Origin of the sequence: Streptomyces sp. BR123 (genome assembly GCF_013401435.1) — a bacterium.
Classification (GTDB): Bacteria; Actinomycetota; Actinomycetes; order Streptomycetales; family Streptomycetaceae; genus Streptomyces.
This window is the reverse complement of the sequence record NZ_JACBGN010000025.1, coordinates 13,434-32,830: the sequence shown is the minus strand read 5'-3', so window position 1 is coordinate 32,830 and position 19,397 is coordinate 13,434. Positions and strand designations below refer to the sequence as shown.

Here is a 19,397-nt window from a genome sequence, read left to right as displayed (position 1 = left end):
TGCGGCCTACTTCAGGCCGAGGGCAGCGCAGGCGGCCGCGTACTTCTCGGTGCAGATCTCGTCGGCCGTGTAGACACCGTCCTTGATGACAGTGTCCTTGATGTTGTTCTTGGTGAGCGAGACGACCGGGACCAGGAGGGAGGGGACGCCCTTCGTGGTGGGGCTGTCGACCGTGGAGGTGGTCAGGCCGTCCAGCTTCTCGCCCTTGGCGAGGGCGACGGCCATCTTCGCGGCGGCCTCGGCCTCGGGGGCGTACGGCTTGTAGACGCTCATGAACTGCTCACCCGCGACGATGCGCTGCACGCCCGCGAGCTCCGCGTCCTGGCCCGTGACCGGGGGCAGCGGGTCCATGCCGGCCGCCTTCAGGGCCGTGATGATGCCGCCGGCCATGCCGTCGTTGGCGGAGTAGACGCCGATGATCTTGTCCTTGCCGAGCGCCGAGATCGCGCCCGCCATGTTGGTGTTGGCGTTCTCCGGCTTCCACTCCTTGGTGTCGTACTCCTTGCCGACGTTCACCTTGCCGTCGAGGACGGAGTGGGCACCCTTCTTGAAGAGGGCGGCGTTCGGGTCGGTGACCGACCCGTTCATCATCACGATGTCGCCGTTCTTGGCCTTGTCGCCCAGGGCCTCCAGCAGCGCCTTGCCCTGGACCTTGCCGACCTCTTCGTTGTCGAAGGAGGTGTAGGCGTCGATCGGGCCCTCGGCGAGGCGGTCGTAGGAGACGACCGGGATGCCGGCCTCCTTGGCCTTCTTGACCGCGCCGGCGATGGCCTTGGAGTCGACCGCGTCGACGATCAGGACGTTCACCTTGTTGGTGATCATCGTGTCGACCTGGGAGTTCTGCGTGGTCGCGTCCTGCTTGGCGTTGGCGTAGACCACCTCGCCCTTGCCGCCGGTGAGCTCGGCGACCTTCTTCTCGATGAGCGGCTTGTCGAACTTCTCGTAGCGCGCGGTCTGGTTCTCGGGCAGGAGCAGACCGACCTTGATCGCGCCGCCCGCGGCGGCGGCGGAGGTGCCGGACTGCTTCGGCTTCTCGCCGGCCTCCTTGGCGCTGCCACAGGCCGCGAGGGACACGGCCATGGCGCCCGCAGCGACGACTACGGCGGCTCTACGCATACGCGTGTTCATTTCCTGAACCTCCCTGACGAGGCCGCGACGGTGCGGCCGAGGTGTGATGGAGTCAACCTCGGCCGCGAGTTTGTCGTCAAGGAGTGAATCCTTAACGAGATGACAACGGTGCCATCCGTTATCTAACTGAAGGCAAGAGCTTCAGCGACGACGAATCGGCCAGAAGGGTTGAATCACCCATCTCGCTGAGCACCAGGGCCAGCGCCCCCAGCACCTCGGCACGACTGCCCAACGAGCCCGTGAGAACGGAGAGTTGACGCGCCGCGCTGGGGATCGCGTACCGTCCCACGGACTCGCGTATGGGGGCCAGGACCAGCTCGCCGGCATCGGCCAGGGAACCTCCGAGGACGACCCGGCTCGGGTTCAGGACGTTGCAGAGGTTCGCGACACCACTGCCCACGTGGCGGCCCACGTCGGCGATGACCCGGCGGCATCCGGGGTCGCCCTCCCGGGCCAGTTCCACGACCCGCTCCATGGTGAGTCCGGGCCCGTGCGTGCCCTGGAGCAGCGGCAGGACGTAGCGGGCGGCGGCGAAGGTCTCCAGGCAGCCGCGGTTGCCGCAGCGGCAGACCGGGCCCGACTCGTCCAGCGTGATGTGCCCGATCTCCCCGGCCGTGCCGCCGGGCCCCCGGTAGATCTGCCCGTTTATCACCAGGCCGGCACCGACGCCGCTGGCCACCTTGATGTACGCCAGGTCCTTCACCCCGCGGCCGCTCCCCCACACCAGCTCGCCGAGGGCGCCGAGGTTGGCGTCGTTGTCCACGTACACGGGCACGCCGAGGCGCTGGGAGAGCTCCTGGCGGGGGTTGATCCCGGCCCAGCCCGGCAGGATCGCGGTGGAGCCGAGCGTCCCGGACTCCACGTCGATCGGTCCGGGCACGCCCAGGCCCACGCCGATGACCTTCTCCAGGCCCACCCCGATACTCGCGATCAGCTGTCCGACCAGCGCTTCCGCCCGGTCGAAGCCGTCCGCCCAGGACGCGTCCACGTCCATCGGGGCGGACTCCTCGGCCAGCACCCGGTGGGCCAGGTTGCCCACCGCCACCCGCAGGTGGGTGTGGCCGAAGTCCACGCCGATCACGATGCCCGCGTCGCCGCTGAGGGAGACGCTGCGCGCCCTGCGGCCGCCGGACGAGGTGTCCGTGACCTCGACGGTCCCGCCGTCCTTGAGTTCGCGGACGATGTTGGAGACCGTGGCCGCCGACAGTCCGGTGGACCGGGCGATCTCCGCCTGGGTCAGCGAACCCGCGAGCCGCACCGCCCGCACGACCCGCTCGAGATTCGCACGGTGCAGTGAAGACTGCGATCCGGGAGTCTGCACGACTCATCCACTCCTGCCCATAAGCGACGGCCGGCCGTCGCCCCCCGGCCGGCCATCGCGGACTGGAGTCTCCGAGACGCCGGCGTCTCTCCAACTTGTGAACCCTAAGTCGAGCTCTTGGGCATCCACACGTCAAGAGGCGGACACAGCACGATTCTGCCCTTATCGGTCATAAGTATGAGAGACATCCTTCTAGATCGTGCTGTGACGGCCTCATGTGCTACTTGAGGGTGGAGGAGGTCAGGCCGGCCTGGATCTGGCGCTGGAAGGACAGGTACACCACGAGCATCGGGACCATGGCGATGGTCACACCGGCGAAGAGCACCGGCAGGTCCGTCTCGTAGCCCATCTGGTACTGGAGCTGGATCAGGCCCTGGGTGAGCATGTAGCGCTCCGGGTCCGATCCGGTCTGCGGCTGCATCAGCACGGACGGCAGGATGTACTGGTTCCACTGGCCCAGTACGTTGAAGATCCCGACGCTGATCAGGCCCGGCTTGGCCATCGGCAGCATCACCCGGAAGAAGATCCGGGTGTCGGAGGCCCCGTCGATCACCGCCGCCTCGTGCACGGCCGTCGGCAGCGTGCGGAAGAACGAGTGCATGAAGAAGACCGTGAACGGCATCGAGTAGGCGACGTAGACCAGGATCAGGCCCTGGTGGGTGTTGAGCAGGTCGAGGCGCTTGACCATGAAGAACAGCGGGACGAGCGCCAGGAAGACGGGGAACATGGCCCCGCTGACGAAGAAGTAGTAGACGACCCGGTTGCCCGGGAAGGGGTAGCGGGCCAGCACGTACGCGGCCATCGAACCGAGCAGCATCGTCAGCGGCACCGAGAAGGCCATGACGATCAGCGTGTGGGCGAAGTAGTCGCCGATGCCCTTGTCCCAGGCCCGGGAGAAGGCGTCGAGGTGCCAGTTGGAGGGCCGGCTGAGGGCAGAGCCGCCGATCTCGGAGTCTGTCTTGAACGACCCGAGCGCCAGCCAGACCAGCGGCAGGACGATCAGCACCGCCCACAGGGCCAGGAAGCCGTGCGAGAAGACGTTCAGCGCCATGCCGTCGGAGCCGCCGCCGGAGCCCTGCTCCGGCCCGGCGCCGCCGGCCCGCTCGTCCGAGCGCTCACCGGGCGCCTTGATCACAGTGGTCATCGGGGCTCCCGCTCAGAACTCGATGCGCTCGCGGCGGGTCGCGCGCAGCGTGACGACGGAGAGGACCAGGGTCAGCAGGAGCATGACCACGCCCATGGCGCAGGCGTAGCCGCTCTTGCCGAAGTACAGGAAGTTGCGCATCAGCACCGTGGCCATGACCTCGCTGTGGTGGTCGGGCCCGCCGCCGAACTGACCGGAGGTCATCGTCGAGACCAGGACGAACATGTCCATGGCGGCGATGCCGAGGTAGACGGCGGAGGTCTGCACGGCGTCCCACAGCAGGGGGAGCGTGACCTTCAGGAAGGTCTGGGCGCGCCCCGCGCCGTCGAGCAGGGCGGCCTCGTAGATGTCCCTGGGCACGGACTGCATGGCCGCCGAGAAGAGCACGAGGTAGAAGCCGACCCCGTGCCAGACGACCACGGACAGCAGGCACCACAGCACCAGGTCGGGCTCGTTGAGCCATTCGACGGGGTGGGCCGGGTCGACCAGTCCCAGCCCGACCAGGAGGCCGTTGAGCAGGCCGCCCTCGTCGCTGCGGTACACCGCGCCGAAGAGGACGGCGAGGATGGCGAGGGAGAGGACCTGCGGGAAGAAGTAGACGATCTTGTACACGGACGAGCCGCGCACGCCCCGCACCCCGCCGGCCCCGCTGCGCCCTCCCGCGTTCACCATGAAGGCGAAGAAGAGGGCCAGCAGGATGGTGAGGGCCGGGACGAGCAGCAGGAGCAGCAGGTTGTGCCAGAGGGCGCCGAGGAAGACCTCGTCCTGCAGCAGGGCCGTGTAGTTGTCCCAGCCGACGAAGCCGAAGGTGGGCGACTGGCCGGACCAGTCGGTGAAGGAGTAGCCGAAGGTCTGGACGTACGGCCAGATGACGAAGGTCAGGTACAGCGCGAGCGGCAGGAAGAGGAAGCCGCTGATGAAGCCGGCCCGCCCCCGCCCTCTGGCTACGTGGCTCATGGTGTCCGTCCGTCCGTCGGTGGCGTCAGCTGCGGCGGTTGTTCTTCGCGTTCGGGTCCTTGGCGGCCTTGTCCACCGCGGCCTGGGCCCGCTTGATCCACTCCTTCGGCTGGATGCGTTTGGCCATCAGCTCATTGGACGCGTTCTGGATCTCGGTGTCCATTTCGCTGTACCAGTCGGGGTACAGGTAGTTGAAGGTGTGCGTACCGGCGGCCTTGACGGCCTCGACGGCCGACTGGGTGCCCGGCCGCAGCGTGACGGCCGGGTCGACGCCGTCCTTGACGACGGTGAGGGAGTTCGCCTGCCGGGCGAAGAGGGTGGACCATTCGCGTGACAGCATCGACCGCAGGAACTCCAGGCCGCCGGCCTTGTTGGCGGCCTTCTCGGGGACGATGAAGGGCTCGCCGGCGCCTGCCCGGATGGCCTCGACGGGCAGCTTGCTGTCGGCGAGGACCGGCACCGGCAGGAACTTCATGTCGAAGTCGTCCGGGGTCTGCTTGAGCTGCTCGTTCTCCAGCCAGGAGCCGGAGGGGACGAAGGCCGCCCTGTACTGGTTCCAGGCGGTCTGGGCCTCGGTGTGGGTCAGCCCGTTCGTGCCGGCCATGAGCAGGCCCTTCTCGACGACCTCGTAGACCGCCTCGACGGCGGCGAGGGCGGCCGGATTGCCCTCGAAGGCGCCCGGCTCCAGGTTGTCGATGGCTTTCACGGCCTCCAGACCGCCCTTCTTGGCGATCAGGTCCATGATGACGACGTTGATGTAGTACGGGTACTTGCCCTGGTGGGCGAGGCCGCCGAGGCCGGCGTCCCGGGCCTTGGTGCAGATGTCGAGGAACTGGTCCCAGGTCTTCGGCGCGGCCCAGCCCTTGTCCTTGAAGAGCTTGCCCGAGTACCAGAAGCCGTAGACCGTGTAGACGTAGTTGAGGGCGACGAACTTGCCTCCCTGGGTGCCCTGTTCGACGGTGCCGGGGATCAGGACGTCACGGATCCGGCGGTTCGGGTCGTCGAGCGAGGGGGCGTCGAGGAGCTGGGTGAGGTCGGTGAGCTGGCCGCCCTTGGCCAGTACGTCGATCTTGATCTGCTGGGCGCCGGCGTCGTCCACGACGTCCGGCGGGTTGCCGACGTTGAAGCGGGGCTGGAGCTTGGCGGCGATCTCCTGGGTGCCCAGGTGGGAGCTGGTGGTGCCCCACTTCTTGTCGAAGGTGGCCTCCCAGGACTTCGCGTAGTCGTCGCCGAAGCCGCCCTTGAAGATGACGACGTCGAGCTTGCCGCCCTTGCCTACGCCGAAAGGGTTCTCCTTGGTGACGGGCCCTTTGGCGGGGCCGTTCGCCGAGGCGTCGCCGCCGGAGGCGCAGCCGGACAGGAAGCCCATCGCCGGCACCGAGACCAGTCCGAGTGCGGCCAAACGCTTGATCAGATCGCGGCGGGCCGGGCCCTCGCCAGTGGATCCCATGCTCTTGTCCTCGCCTTCGTCCGAAGTGTGAAGGAGGCCGGGATTCAAGGCGGTTGTGGCACGCGCGGACGCTGCCGCAGCCTCCCCGCCCATCCCCCCGTCCGGCGCCGCACGGCCGCGGCGAGCCGGACGCGCACAGGTATAGTCCACTTTCGTTCATGTGAGCAAGATCATGCGCAGCCATGTCTGGCAGCTTTTCCGAGTTGAGACCTCGCCGAAACCTGGCCCTGCCCCCGGACGGCCGAAGGGCCGTACCCCCGTGGCGGGGATACGGCCCTTCGGTGGAGCCTGGGTCCGTCGCTGTGGTCAGCCGCGGATCAGGTTGCGGAGCACGTACTGCATGATGCCGCCGTTGCGGTAGTAGTCCGCCTCACCGGGGGTGTCGATGCGGACGACCGCGTCGAACTCCACGCCGGAGTCGGTGGCGACCTTCACCGTGCGCGGGGTGGTGCCGTCGTTCAGCTCCTCCACACCGGTGATGGCGAAGGTCTCCTCGCCGGTCAGGCCCAGGGAGGAGGCCGAGGCGCCCTCCGGGAACTGCAGCGGCAGGACGCCCATGCCGATCAGGTTCGAGCGGTGGATGCGCTCGTAGGACTCGGCGATGACGGCCTTGACGCCGAGCAGCGCGGTGCCCTTGGCGGCCCAGTCGCGGGAGGAGCCGGAGCCGTACTCCTTGCCCGCCAGGATCACCAGCGGGATGCCGGCGGCCTGGTAGTTCTGGGAGGCGTCGTAGATGAAGGAGACCGGGCCGCCCTCGACGGTGAAGTCGCGGGTGAAGCCGCCCTCGGTGCCCGGCGCGATCTGGTTGCGCAGGCGGATGTTGGCGAACGTACCGCGGATCATGACCTCGTGGTTTCCGCGGCGGGAACCGTACGAGTTGAAGTCGCGGCGCTCGACGCCGTGCTCGGTCAGGTACTTGCCGGCCGGGGTGTCGGCCTTGATCGCACCGGCCGGGGAGATGTGGTCGGTGGTGACCGAGTCGCCCAGCTTCGCCAGCACGCGGGCGCCGGCGATGTCGGAGACCGGGGTGGTCTCCATCGTCATGCCCTCGAAGTAGGGGGGCTTGCGGACGTAGGTGGACTGCGGGTCCCACTCGAAGGTGTTGCCGGTCGGGATCGGCAGCGCCTGCCACTGGGCGTCGCCCGCGAAGACGTCCTGGTAGGACTTGGAGAACATGTCCTCGCCGATGGCGTTGGCGACGACGTCGTTGACCTCGGCCTCGGTCGGCCAGATGTCCTTGAGGAAGACCGGGTTGCCCTCGGTGTCGGTGCCGATGGCGTCCTTGGTGATGTCCACCTTCATGGAGCCCGCGATGGCGTACGCGACGACCAGCGGCGGGGAGGCCAGGTAGTTCATCTTGACGTCGGGGTTGATGCGGCCCTCGAAGTTGCGGTTGCCCGAGAGGACCGAGGTGACCGCGAGGTCGTGCTCGTTGATCGCCTTCGAGATCTCCTCGTCCAGCGGACCGGAGTTGCCGATGCAGGTGGTGCAGCCGTACCCGACGAGGTTGAAGCCCATCTTGTCGAGGTACGGGGTCAGGCCGGCCTTGTCGAAGTAGTCGGTGACGACCTTCGAGCCCGGGGCCAGGGTGGTCTTGACCCACGGCTTGCGGGTCAGGCCCTTCTCGACCGCCTTCTTGGCCACGAGCGCAGCGGCGACCATGACGTAGGGGTTCGAGGTGTTGGTGCAGGAGGTGATCGCGGCGACGGTGACGGCGCCGTGGTCGATCTCGAAGGAGGTGCCGTCGGCGAGGGTGACCGGCGTCGGCTTCGACGGGGCGCCGGCCGAGATGGCCGGGGCGTCGGAGGCCGGGAAGGACTCCTTGCCCGCCTCGTCGACCTCGTCGACGTAGTTGCGGACGTCCTGCGTGAACTGCTCGGCGGCCTGGGCCAGGACGATGCGGTCCTGCGGGCGCTTCGGGCCGGCGATGGACGGGACGACCGTGGAGAGGTCGAGCTCCAACTTCTCGGAGAAGTCCGGCTCGGCGGCCGGGTCCAGCCAGAGGCCCTGCTCCTTGGCGTACGCCTCGACCAGCGCGACCTGCTGCTCGGAGCGGCCGGTCAGGCGCAGGTACTTCAGGGTCTCGCCGTCGATCGGGAAGATGGCGGCGGTGGAGCCGAACTCCGGCGACATGTTGCCGATGGTGGCGCGGTTCGCGAGGGAGGTGGCGGCGACGCCCTCACCGTAGAACTCGACGAACTTGCCGACGACGCCGTGCTTGCGCAGCATCTCGGTGATGGTGAGCACCAGGTCGGTGGCGGTGGTGCCGGTCGGCAGCTCGCCGGTCAGCTTGAAGCCGACGACGCGCGGGATCAGCATGGAGACCGGCTGGCCGAGCATGGCGGCCTCGGCCTCGATGCCGCCGACGCCCCAGCCGAGGACGCCGAGGCCGTTGACCATGGTGGTGTGCGAGTCGGTGCCGACGAGGGTGTCGGGGTAGGCCTGGCCGCCCCGGACCATGACGGTGCGGGCCAGGTGCTCGATGTTCACCTGGTGGACGATGCCGGTGCCCGGGGGGACGACCTTGAACTCGTCGAAGGCGGTCTGGCCCCAGCGCAGGAACTGGTAGCGCTCCTTGTTGCGGCCGTACTCCAGCTCGACGTTCTGGGTGAACGCGTCCGGCGTGCCGAACTTGTCGGCGATGACGGAGTGGTCGATGACCAGCTCGGCCGGGGCCAGCGGGTTGATCTTGGACGGGTCGCCGCCGAGCTCCTTCACGGCCTCACGCATCGTGGCGAGGTCCACGACACAGGGCACGCCGGTGAAGTCCTGCATGATCACGCGCGCCGGCGTGAACTGGATCTCCTGGCTCGGCTGGGCCTGCGAGTCCCAGTTGCCGAGGGCCCGGATGTGGTCGGCGGTGATGTTCGCGCCGTCCTCGGTGCGGAGCAGGTTCTCCAGCAGCACCTTCAGGCTGTACGGGAGGCGGGCGGAGCCCTCGACCTTGTCCAGCCGGAAGATCTCGTACGACTCGTCGCCCACCTGCAGCGTGGTGCGGGCGTCGAAGCTGTTCGCCGACACGACAGTCTCCTTCATGCATGATTCGCGCGTGTAACCGCAATCCTGCCGCCACGCCCTGTGGCCAATCCGCTAAGGTAAGGCTAAGTTAGGTAATCCTTACCAGCAGGGGCGGCTGCGGTACGCCTTCGGCAGATATCTCGATGTCGAGATAACCCTAGTGCATCGGCGCGTCCTGGTACATGCACGGCATGGCTGATCCCTCGCAGCGAAGGTTGAGCATTCTCGGCGAAGGCTGGTGGCAGCTCGATATTCTCAGCGAAGGTTGCGTGGCCGCAGGGGCGTGACCGGAGCGGGACCGGCTGATTCTGCTGGACTTCGCCCCGGACGTGGTGGGGATCGCCTCCCAGCCGTTCTGGCTGCACTGGCGCGAGGAGGGTGAGGGGCGGCGGCACGCGCCTGACTACTTCGTTCGGCTGGCCGACGGCCGTGCTCGGGTGGGCGATGTCCGTGCCGAGGGCCAGGTCGATGGGCGGACTGCGCAGGCGTTCGCCGCGACCGAGCGGGCCTGTTCCGCGTTCCGCATCGCGGCCGCACCGCCCGTGCCAGGAGCGGCGGCCTTCTGCTCGGCTCCCTCGCGGCGGAGTTTCTCTGCCCGCTGTTCCGTCTCCCGCTGAACCTGTTCGATCGCGGCCGCCAGATCCTCCTGATCCTTGGCGATGGCACTCTGCACCTGCTCTTGTGCGTGCTTCGACCAATCCGTCAGTTGGGTGATGCGGTCCGTCATCCGCGTCATGGTCCTACCCTTCCGATTGCTCTGAAAGGAGGATTCTCATCAATTCGAACATGTCAGGCAGGGGGCTGCCGCTCGCGTGGCAGCGCCCTGGCAGCGGGCAGGTCAGGACAGCGCGGGACGTGGCCGTAGTCGCCACGCCCCAGGGCGGCTCGTCACCGGGCGCCCGATCGGCGGACTGAGCCTCCTGCAGCGCGATCCCACAAGCGCGGTCGGCCATACCGCGCCGTTGTGCGCCGCCGGTCTCGGTCACGCTGCGCCGCGGACATGCGCGGGGGCGTGGCAGAGGTTAGACAAGAAGGGTGATGGTCAGCAGACCGAAAGATGTCGGCATTCCACCGGAACTGTCTGTTCTGTGCGGACCGTTGGCCTGTGGCCGGTCGGACACCCGCGCGCCTGTGCCGGATTCGTCGTCCATACGCACTCGTGAGCCGGGCCACGACGGCACGCTGGTGGCCGTCGTGTTCTCCCGCGAGCACGTGTCCGGTCTGGTCAGGCAGTCGGTTCGGGTGGGGCCCCTCCGCTCGGTGCAGCCAAGGCCGCCCAGCGGGCTGTTGCGCCCCCTTGTCTCCTCTGTGACCGTCGATGACGCAGCCGGACCCCGGCCAGGAGCCGCAGCCGCGTGACAGGCCCGCGCCTTCCGGGGCGGAGGCCGCAAAAGCGGGGGGTTCCGCCCGGATGCCCCGGTGGCTTCCGCGTGCGATGGTGCTTGCCCTTGCGTTGGCGGCTTCCTTCCAGCTTGGCAGTTGGGCGTTCCACAGGCTTACTGGTCTGCTGGTCGGCATTCTGATCGCGTCTTTCCTGGCGCTGGGAGTCGAGCCGCCGATCGGGCGGATGGTGGCCCGGGGGATGCGCCGGGGCCTGGCCGCCTTTCTGGTGTGTCTCGCCGTGGTCCTCGGGGCGGCGGGGTTCTTCGTGCTGTTCGGCTCGTTCCTGGCGGGCCAGATCAGCGGCATCGTCGAGCACTTCCCGCGGTACTTCGACTCCGTCATCGGCTGGATCAACCGGACGTTCCACACCGATCTGTCGCGGGTCGACATCCAGGGCCGACTGTTGCGCCCCGACGGGCTGCGGACGTACGTACAGAAGAGCGCGGGCGGCGTGTTTGATTTTTCGGCTTCAGTGCTGGGCGGTCTGTTCCGACTGTTGACGATCTTCCTGTTCGCTTTCTACTTCGCCGTGGACGGCCCCCGGCTGCGCCGCGCGCTGTGCTCTCTGCTGCCTCCGGCCAAGCAGACCGAGGTGCTACGGGCCTGGGAGATCGCGGTCGACAAGACGAGTGGATACCTCTACTCCCGTGGGCTGATGGCCGCGCTCTCCGCGGTCGCCCACTTCGTCATGCTGGCAGCCCTGGGCGTGCCGTACGCCCTGGCGCTCGCCGTGTGGGTGGGCGTGGTGTCGCAGTTCATCCCGGTCATCGGCACCTATTTGGCCGCGGCCGTGCCCATCCTGGCCGCGTTCGCCGTCGACCCCTGGTATGCCGTGTGGGTGCTGGCCTTCGTCGTGGTCTACCAGCAGTTCGAGAACTACCTGATCCAGCCGAAACTCACGTCCACAACCGTGGACATCCATCCGGCGGTGGCCTTCGGCTCCGTGATCGCGGGCACCGCGCTGCTCGGTGTGGCCGGCACGCTGATCGCCATTCCGGTGGTGGCCACGTTGCAGACGTTCTTCGGTGCGTATGTGAAGCGGTACGACGTGGCAGACGATCTGGAGACACAGGACGGCCGGCGTTACCCGCCCGGGGACGGTCCGTCGCTGCGGGCGCGGCTGCGTGGACTGCTGCGCCGCCGCGGTCGGTCCTGACCGGGCTTGCGAAGACCTGTGCCAGGTGAATCAGAGCCGATTGGGTGACGATGGAGGTGTACGGCCCGACCCTGCTTTTCCAGGAGGAGGCAGCGGCATGACTCATCCCTCCGATTCCTCGGGCACCGGCCCCCCGCGCGGCGCCGAGCCACAGGACGCCCCCTTGACCGAAGGCCTGGGCGCCTTGGCGAACATGGGCTGGCAGATCCTGCTCACCACGGGCCTGGCCACGATCGCCCTGGGCGTCGTGGTCTTCGCCTGGCCGGAGGAGACGCTGCGGGTCGTCGGCGTACTCTTCGGCATCTACCTGCTGGCTACCGGCGTTTTCCAGCTGGCCGCCGCCTTCGGCACGCACATCCCCCGGCATCTTCGGGTGCTGCACTTCCTCACGGGCGCGCTCTCCGTCCTGCTGGGGCTGATCTGCTTCCGGGGCACCCTGCAGTCGATCTTTCTCCTCGCCCTGTGGATCGGCTTCAGCTGGCTGCTGCGCGGCATCATGGTGACGGCTGCGGCGGCCTCCGCCAAGGACATGCCGGCACGCGGCTGGCAGCTGTTCTACGGGGGCGTCAGCACTCTGGCGGGCATCGTGCTGATCGTCTCGCCGTTCACCTCGATCGCCGCACTCACCCTGGCGGTGGGCGTCATGGCCGTGGTCCTGGGGGTGATCGAAGTGTTCCAGGCCATCAGGATGCGCGTCGAAGTCGGTCGCCTCGCTCCGGGCGGCACTGCCGCCGAGCGGCGGCCCCTGTTCCACCGCCCGCACCCCCAGCACTGATCACGGCGGAGACCCCGAGCCCCCGCTTGGGGCGGCACCCCTGGACCCGGTCGTGTGCGGCGCGCAGCGTCTGCCCGGCTGCCGCAGCGCACGGATGCGCCGTCAACCTGCCTGCGCGGGGACGCCGCCACACCGTTGTTTTCTACGTCGACCGGGCGGCCGAAGGCCGGCCTGAGCAGCGAGAGGGGGTGTGGTGGTGGCCGATGCCCGGACCCGTGCCCGAGTGGTGATCGTGACGAATCCACGCTCGGGTGGCGGCAAGACCGCTCGTTACGGCCTGGTACAGCGGGCCGAGGACATGGGAGCCCAGGTCTGGATGACCAGCGCGGAAGGGGACGCGACGTCGCTCGCGAGGAACGCCGTCGAGGCGGGTGCGCAGGTGCTGGGGGTCGCGGGCGGTGACGGCACCGTGTCGGCAGTCGCAGCGGTGGCCGCCGACACGGGCCGGTCGCTGGTCGTGGTCCCGGCGGGCACCCGCAACCACTTCGCCCGGGACCTGGGCCTCGATCTGCGCGATCCAGGGCGGGCGCTGGACGCCCTGGTCGACGGTGAGCCCGTGCAAGTGGACCTGGGCGTGCTCGGCTCGCGTGTCTTCATCAACAACGTCTCTTTCGGCGTGTACGCCGATGCCCTGCTGGAGCCCGGGTACCGGGAGGACAAGCCTCGCGCGTTCGCCGCAGTGGCACCCGACTATGCCAAGGGCAAGCAGTGGGTCGAGGCCCGCGTGGACACGCCATGGGGGACCGTCGAGTTCCCGCAGGTGGTGCTGATCTCCAATAACCCGTACCACCTGGCCACACCGCGTTGGCTGGGGCGTCGCTTCTCCTTGAGCACTGGACAGCTGGGCGTCATCGTCCTCAAGCGCCGGGCGCAGGCTCCCCCGGATCTCCTGCGGCATCTGCGCGGCGAACTGCGACAGCACAAGCGCGGTGCCGGGTCGGCGGGGGATGGGGCCGCCATCTGGTCTGCTCCCAACATCACGCTGCACGGCGAGGTGCGGCACCTTGACGCGGGCATCGACGGCGAAGCGGTGCGGCTTCCTCTGCCCGTCGTGTGCAGTATCCGGCCGCGTGCCCTCCGTTTGCTGCTGCCGAAGGACCGCCCGGGGATGCCGCCGGAGCGACCGATGCGCCACTGAGGGGAAGTCCCTGAGTGCCAGACTCCCGTGTCCCTTTCCCCACCGGAGTCGGCCCAGCGTGACGTCCGCGCTGCACTCCGCTCGCCCCATCCGCCTTCGCGGATCATCTGATGGACATCCCGCTTCATGAAAGCGCGGGCTGACGGGACCCTGACCGTGTGGTGCAGGCGCTGACCGAGGTGCCGCCCACTGCCCGGCGCGCATCGTAAAAATCGCTGGTCACTGGGGCTGGTGTGCGCGTCTTGCCGTGCGCGCGCTGGTCGTCTGCGGGTGTCCACGGTGAAGATCGTCTGACTCGGAAGCCGGGCTGTTCTCGCGCTTCCGATGCGCCTGTCGCGAGGGTCCGCTGACGATCCGTCACCGCGTGTATACGCCACCAGATCGCGGGGAGGGAGCCGCGATGTCCGAAGTGGAGCGGATCACGGCTCGCCGGAGCGAGCTGGACGTGTTCGCCCAGGAGCCGGGCAAGCGGCTTGGGAAGTCGAGGCGGAGCGGGAGGAGTTGGTGATCGCCGAGCGGGTGCTGCACCGTCTGGCCTATCAGGACCGCACCGCAGCGATGATCTTGACGAGACGCGGCCCGGTGGCTACCGCCGGATCCTCTCGATCCTTCGGGCCGCCGATGGCCCGGTGCAGGTCAAGGCAGAGGGCGAGGAGCTGGGACTTGAGGTGGCAGTGCGCGGGAAGCTGGAGCCGCTGCGGGCGAAGATGACCAGGCTCGCCGCTCGTGGCCGGCTGCACAGACGGCCCGACGGACGGTTCACCACACGCCGGTGGCTCGCCCCTCGATCTACGCGGGGCATCCACGAGCACATGAGCCCGCTTCAGATCGGAGGTGCTGTGGGCTGCTGGAACAGCGCGACAGTGAGCCCTTTCCAACCTGACGCTCTGGTCCGCCAGGCCTTTTCGTTCGGATCAGTCAGTGGACCAGGCATGAGGTGAGAGGGCCGGGCCGTGCCGGCCCGGAATCGACGGGGGAACCCCTTAGCGGTTCCGGGCGTCTGATCAGGAGAAAGCGATCACGGGGCGGACACTGGGATAGTGGGTATGGCGATCACGCTGGCCGAGGAGATCATGCTGTTGTCCCTGGATGATGAGTCCGGGTCGACGAAGCAGCGGCAAGCCGCTGGGTGGGCGGTGGCGGGAGGGATCCTGCTCGAACTGGTCTTGGCAGGGCGGGTGTCCGTTGCGGGCAAGCACCTCGAACTGACAGACACGACGCCGACCGGAGACCATTTGCTCGACAGCCGGACGGCACTGATCGAGACGTGGCTGCACGGTCGCAAGAAGCGACGGGTGACGGAGTGGCTGACGAAGGACCAAGCCAAGGCCGTCGGTGCGGCTCTGGAGAGCTTGTGCAAGCGCGGAGTCGTGTTGGAGGAGAAGCACAAGGCACTCGGCGTGTTCCCGATACGACGCTATCCCGCGGCCGATGGCACCGTCGAGGCTGAGTTGCGGGAACGGCTCCGCGCCGTCGTACTGGGCGGTGCCGAGCCGGACACACGGACGGCGGGCTTGATCGCGCTGATCCACTCCGCCAAACTGCACCGCCTGGCCTTCCCCGACAGCCCGCGCAAGCAGGTCGCCGCGCGGATGGCGGAGGTGGTCGTCGGGCAGTGGGCCGCCGAGAGCGTACACGCTGCCATCCGCGACATGCAGGCGGCGATGGTCGCAGTCACCGTGGTCACGGCCGCCACAGCCGTGAGTTAGAACGCCTAACACAATGAGGTGGATCGGTTCTGGTGGCCGTGTCCGGTCAGCGAGTTCGGCGTTGTCCGGGCCAAGGGGGCTTCGCCGTGGATCGTGTCGGATGACCTGTGGGAGCGGATCGAGCCGCTCCTGCCGAAGCGAGAGAGGCGGTTCAGGTACCCGGGCCGCAAGCCGGTCCCGGACCGGCAGGTGCTGTGCGGGATCCTGTTCGTGCTGCACACCGGCATCCAGTGGGAACACCTCCCCCAGGAACTCGGCTTCGGGTCCGGTATGACGTGCTGGGGACGGCTGCGGGACTGGAACGAGGCCGGGGTCTGGCAGAGGCTGCACGAGGTGCTGCTGGCCGAGCTGAATGCCGCCGCCCGCCTCGACTGGTCGCGAGCGGTCGTCGACTCCAGCCACGTCAGGGCGTTAAAAGGGGGCTCCAGACAGGCCCGTCGCCAGTCGACCGGGGGCGGGCCGGCTCCAAGCACCACCTGATCACCGACGGCCACGGCACCCCCCTCGCGGTCATCCTCACCGGCGGCAACCACAACGACGTCACCCAGCTCATGCCCCTGCTCGACGCCGTCCCGCCAGTCCGCGGCAGGCCCCGGCCCCGCCGCACGCCCCAGTCGGTCTTCGCCGACCGAGGCTACGACCACTACGTCCACCGCGACCAGGTCCGGGCCCGCCGGATCCTCCCCGTCATCGCCCGACGCGGCACACCCCACGGCAGCGGCCAGGGCGTCTACCGATAAGTGGTCGAGCGCACCTTCGCCTGGCTCCACGGCTTCAAACGACTCCGCGTCCGCTGGGAGCGACGGGCCGACGTCCACGAAGCCTCCCTCAAGCTCGCCTGCTGCCTGATCACCCATCGCCAGATCAACTCATTGCGTTAGGGGTTCTAAGTCCCCGTTTGTCCGGCTCCTTCGGGAGAGCGGCGCGGAGGGCCGGATCGGGCGGAGGAGTGTGTATGTCTGAGTCGCTCATAGCCGAGTCCTGCTTCGACTTCTTGTCGTCCGGTGCTTCCTGCAGTGCGCCGGGGCGTGCGTGACTCCGCAGCCCAAGGACGGTGAGGCTGCCTGTTCATCACTGAACGTAGGGGGCAAGGGGGGTCTGCGCCTGCTGAGGGCCGGATCGGTGCGCCATTCGGGTTGATGCGCGGATCAGGTGACTTCACCGTTGCAGAGGGAAGGCTTGACCGGGCGTAGTCATCCGATGGAGCTGCTCACCTACCCGGCTTGGGGTCGCACCTGCCGAATGGTCTATTTGAGTGGCCCTCAGCAGGCGCAGGCTTCCCATGCCGCTTACCGCCACCTCAGGAAGATCCATAATCGCTCTGGTCCGAAAGACGAAAACCTCACGAAAACTTCAAAAACGTAGCGACACCGCCGTCGGAGAAAAGCGGGCCGGACGTCAAGGAGGTAGGCAATGGTGACACGAGAGCGCCGGACAGGGAGAAGAACCCGTCGTACGGTCGGGGCCTGCACACTCGCTGTGGGGTGTGTGGTCGCAAGCTGCGTGCCGTCGGCCGCGTCGAGTTCCCAAGAGAGCGCGTCCGGCCTGTGCGCGACGTCGCCCTTCCCTCCATCGGAAAGTACTCCGCCCCCGATCCTGTCGGGCAGGGATGTGTGGAGTTTCGTCTCCGAGCCGGGCCTGCATCCCACGCGGGTGAAGGTACTCGCGAACAGACCGGGAACGGCTCGCGGAGACATCTTCGTCGCCCCGTTCAGCGCGGACCAAATGGTCGGCCAGACCGGGGCACTGATCAATGACAACGCCGGAAATCCGGTCTGGTTCCGCCCCCTGCCCTCCACCAACCTCCAGAACGCCGACTTCAAGGTCCAGACGTATTACGACAAACACCGGCGCGGGGGACAGCCGGTGCTGACATGGTGGCAGGGGACCCTCGCCCTTCCCCCCGCCTATACGAACCTGCCGGCCGGCGCACCGGAACCAGGCGGGTGCTACTACATCTACGACACCCACTACCGCCTGCTGAAGACGGTCTTCGCGCATCACGGCTACTACCCGGACGAGCACGAATTCACCCTGACCCGCAGAGGCACCGCCCTGTTCCTCGCGTCCAAACCGGTGCCCATGGACCTCACGCCCTACGGAGGCCCGGAGGACGGAGCCATCTTGAACAGCGAGGTCCAGGAGGTCGACCTCGCCACAGGAAGACTCCTCTACTCGTGGAACGCGCTGGACCACATCGACCCCGCCGACTCCGAGGAACCCGCCTCGAACGCGTCGTCCTCCGACGGGGTGTGGGACCCCTTCCACGTCAACTCGATCGACGAGGGCCCTGACGGCCAGCTGCTGCTCTCCTTCCGGAACATGTGGGCCATCTACGGCATCTCCAAGAGTTCCGGGAAGATCCGCTGGCAACTCGGAGGCAAGAAGAGCGACTTCACCTTCGGCCCGAACGCGGACTTCTACTGGCAGCACGATGCCCGCTTCCGGCCGGGAAACCGGATCAGCATGTTCGACGACGGCTGCTGCGAACTGCCCGACGGTGAGCCCGAACAGCAGTCACACGGACTGATCCTCAACCTCGATTTCAACAACCGCAGGGCGACCGCGGCGAAGACCTACTACCACGAGCCGCCGCTGTACTCGCCAACCCAGGGAAACACCCAGGCCCTTCCCAACGGCAACGAATTCATCGGGTGGGGGCAGAGCCCGTACTACTCGGAGTACGCGGGTGCGGGCAACACCGAGGGCAACGGCTCACAGAACCTGCTGTACGACGCGAAGCTGCCGGGCAACAACATCTCGTATCGAGCATTTCGCAACGAATGGATCGGCACGCCGTACTACCCACCGCGTGCCGCGGCACGGGCCGACGGCCAGGGCAGCGTCGTCTTCGCGTCCTGGAACGGGTCGACGCTGACAAGAGCGTGGCAGGTGCTGGCCGGACCGGACGCCGATTCCCTGGCTGTGGTCGCGAAACACGCCGAACGGTCCGGGTTCGAGACGGCAGTCAGAACGGACAATCCGGGACCCTACTTCCAGGTAAGGGCACTGGACGCGGCCGGGAAGGTCCTCAGGGCCTCCCACATCGTCAAACTGTCCAGTTGACGCTTGCGAGGGCTGCCAAGACGGACGAACGGCGAAGCACTGAGAATCTGCCGCCTGCGTTGCGACGGGACAGGCATGAATCCCGCTGCCGTGTCGTATCCGACATGGCGACGACATCGCCGCGCGGAATACGACACGGGAAACGGGAACCTACAGCATTTCGGTCCCGCTGTTCGCCAGCCACTCGACCTTCAGTGAGAATGCTCAACCTTCACTGCGACGGAACAGTGGCGCACGCCGCACTCCGGGGTGCCCGGCCGCCCCGGGCGGCGTACGCACAGCCCCTGCCCGCGGGCCGGCTCCCGCGCCCCGGCTGTGGGCGAACGGGGTCGGCAGGGCTTGAGGCCACCACCAGGGCGGGCGCATCCTGATCACCCGGGTGGGGCGTCCCGGCTCCAACGGGACGCCCCACCCGGGTCGCGCGCATCAGACGGTCGCGGCCAGCCATCCGATCGTCTCGGTGACGTGCACGCCGTCGCTCTTGAACGTGCCGGCGAGAAGTTCGTTCATCCGGATCAGGAAGCCCGTGGTGGTGACGTCGTGGATGCGGATTCCCGGCGTTTGAGGGCCGTTGAAGGTTTGGGTCAGCGGAAACACCACTACCTGCGAACCCTGCGGAAACGGGGTGGGAAACGTGACCCTGACGAAGGTCGCGGTGTCTCCGCCGGTCGTTTCCACCGCGTGGGTGGAGTTCAGGTCGATCTTGCCGGTCTGGATCAGGCTCATCGCCCGTCCCTTCCTGCTCGGAGGCTCACTGCCGGCCGTCGACGACAGCCAGTGAAGACTCTGAGCCCCCGGACGGCTCCTCATGCGACGTTCCTACGATCGGGTGATTGCATTCCGGCCAACCGGAAATACCGACACAAAGAAACCGGAGCCTCTCAGGCCACGCCCGTTGGGGACGCAGCCCGAGCAACCCCGGGAACCCCGGGCATCCACTCCACCCGCTCTCGTCGGCGCCAAGACCCACGGCTTGACGCATAACGCATCAGAACCCACCCGATCGCACGCGCGGCCCGCTCGGCGCGCGGGGTGTCCAGGACTGCCGTCCGGCCCCTCCTGCCGCGGCCCGTGCTCCCCGATGCGGCCGCGCCCCGGCGACCGCGCACGGCAGCACTGGGGCCGGGCGCGCAGCCGGGGACCCCGGAGGAC

Annotated in this window: 12 protein-coding genes and 2 pseudogenes; 7 read left to right on the top strand and 7 right to left on the bottom strand. The window is 68.0% G+C overall.

The features are described from left to right. Positions 1-6: 6 nt before the first annotated feature. The 6 genes from HYE82_RS06655 to acnA form a co-directional block, all read right to left on the bottom strand. On the bottom strand, positions 7-1,128 hold the full coding sequence (locus tag HYE82_RS06655) for a sugar ABC transporter substrate-binding protein (protein ID WP_179172994.1): 1,122 nt from the start codon (positions 1,126-1,128) through the stop codon (positions 7-9). Positions 1,129-1,246: 118 nt separating this feature from the next. Next, positions 1,247-2,449, bottom strand: coding sequence for an ROK family transcriptional regulator (locus HYE82_RS06650; protein ID WP_179172993.1), 1,203 nt, complete (start codon positions 2,447-2,449; stop codon positions 1,247-1,249). 220 nt (positions 2,450-2,669) lie between these two features. Continuing rightward, the gene (locus HYE82_RS06645) at positions 2,670-3,593 is read right to left on the bottom strand and encodes a carbohydrate ABC transporter permease (RefSeq protein ID WP_179172992.1); all 924 of its coding nucleotides are present in this window, start codon (positions 3,591-3,593) and stop codon (positions 2,670-2,672) included. A gap of 12 nt (positions 3,594-3,605) precedes the next feature. Next, the gene (locus tag HYE82_RS06640) at positions 3,606-4,550 is read right to left on the bottom strand and encodes a carbohydrate ABC transporter permease (RefSeq protein WP_179172991.1); all 945 of its coding nucleotides are present in this window, start codon (positions 4,548-4,550) and stop codon (positions 3,606-3,608) included. A 25-nt stretch (positions 4,551-4,575) separates the two neighbouring features. After that, a complete protein-coding gene (ngcE, locus tag HYE82_RS06635; RefSeq protein WP_179172990.1) occupies positions 4,576-6,000 on the bottom strand; it encodes an N-acetylglucosamine/diacetylchitobiose ABC transporter substrate-binding protein in 1,425 nt (474 codons plus the stop codon). 306 nt (positions 6,001-6,306) lie between these two features. Beyond that, positions 6,307-9,021 (bottom strand): aconitate hydratase AcnA, encoded by a 2,715-nt coding sequence (gene acnA / locus HYE82_RS06630; protein ID WP_309144221.1) that lies wholly within the window; start codon positions 9,019-9,021, stop codon positions 6,307-6,309. A 287-nt stretch (positions 9,022-9,308) separates the two neighbouring features. Between acnA and HYE82_RS37735 the strand changes: the two are divergent. The 7 genes and pseudogenes from HYE82_RS37735 to HYE82_RS06595 form a co-directional block, all read left to right on the top strand. Then, positions 9,309-9,536: pseudogene (locus tag HYE82_RS37735) on the top strand (hypothetical protein); the annotation flags it as partial. Positions 9,537-10,429: 893 nt separating this feature from the next. Then, a complete protein-coding gene (locus HYE82_RS06620) occupies positions 10,430-11,557 on the top strand; it encodes an AI-2E family transporter (protein ID WP_179173007.1) in 1,128 nt (375 codons plus the stop codon). A 97-nt stretch (positions 11,558-11,654) separates the two neighbouring features. Next, complete coding sequence (locus tag HYE82_RS06615) at positions 11,655-12,332, top strand: HdeD family acid-resistance protein (protein ID WP_179172988.1); 678 nt, start codon at positions 11,655-11,657, stop codon at positions 12,330-12,332. 223 nt (positions 12,333-12,555) lie between these two features. Continuing rightward, complete coding sequence (locus HYE82_RS06610; protein WP_309144220.1) at positions 12,556-13,470, top strand: diacylglycerol kinase family protein; 915 nt, start codon at positions 12,556-12,558, stop codon at positions 13,468-13,470. Between the two features lie 1,046 nt (positions 13,471-14,516). Continuing rightward, the gene (locus HYE82_RS06605; protein WP_179172987.1) at positions 14,517-15,179 is read left to right on the top strand and encodes a GPP34 family phosphoprotein; all 663 of its coding nucleotides are present in this window, start codon (positions 14,517-14,519) and stop codon (positions 15,177-15,179) included. Positions 15,180-15,269: 90 nt separating this feature from the next. Then, positions 15,270-16,060 (top strand): annotated as a pseudogene (locus tag HYE82_RS06600) (IS5 family transposase). Positions 16,061-16,904: 844 nt separating this feature from the next. Further along, entirely contained in the window at positions 16,905-18,245 is a 1,341-nt protein-coding gene (locus HYE82_RS06595; protein WP_218782323.1) for an arylsulfotransferase family protein, read from the top strand. A gap of 426 nt (positions 18,246-18,671) precedes the next feature. On the opposite strand, the gene HYE82_RS06590 is transcribed toward HYE82_RS06595, so the two are convergent. Continuing rightward, positions 18,672-18,971 carry a hypothetical protein gene (locus HYE82_RS06590; RefSeq protein WP_179172985.1) on the bottom strand — a complete coding sequence of 100 codons (300 nt, stop codon included), beginning with the start codon at positions 18,969-18,971 and terminating at the stop codon, positions 18,672-18,674. Positions 18,972-19,397: the final 426 nt, after the last annotated feature.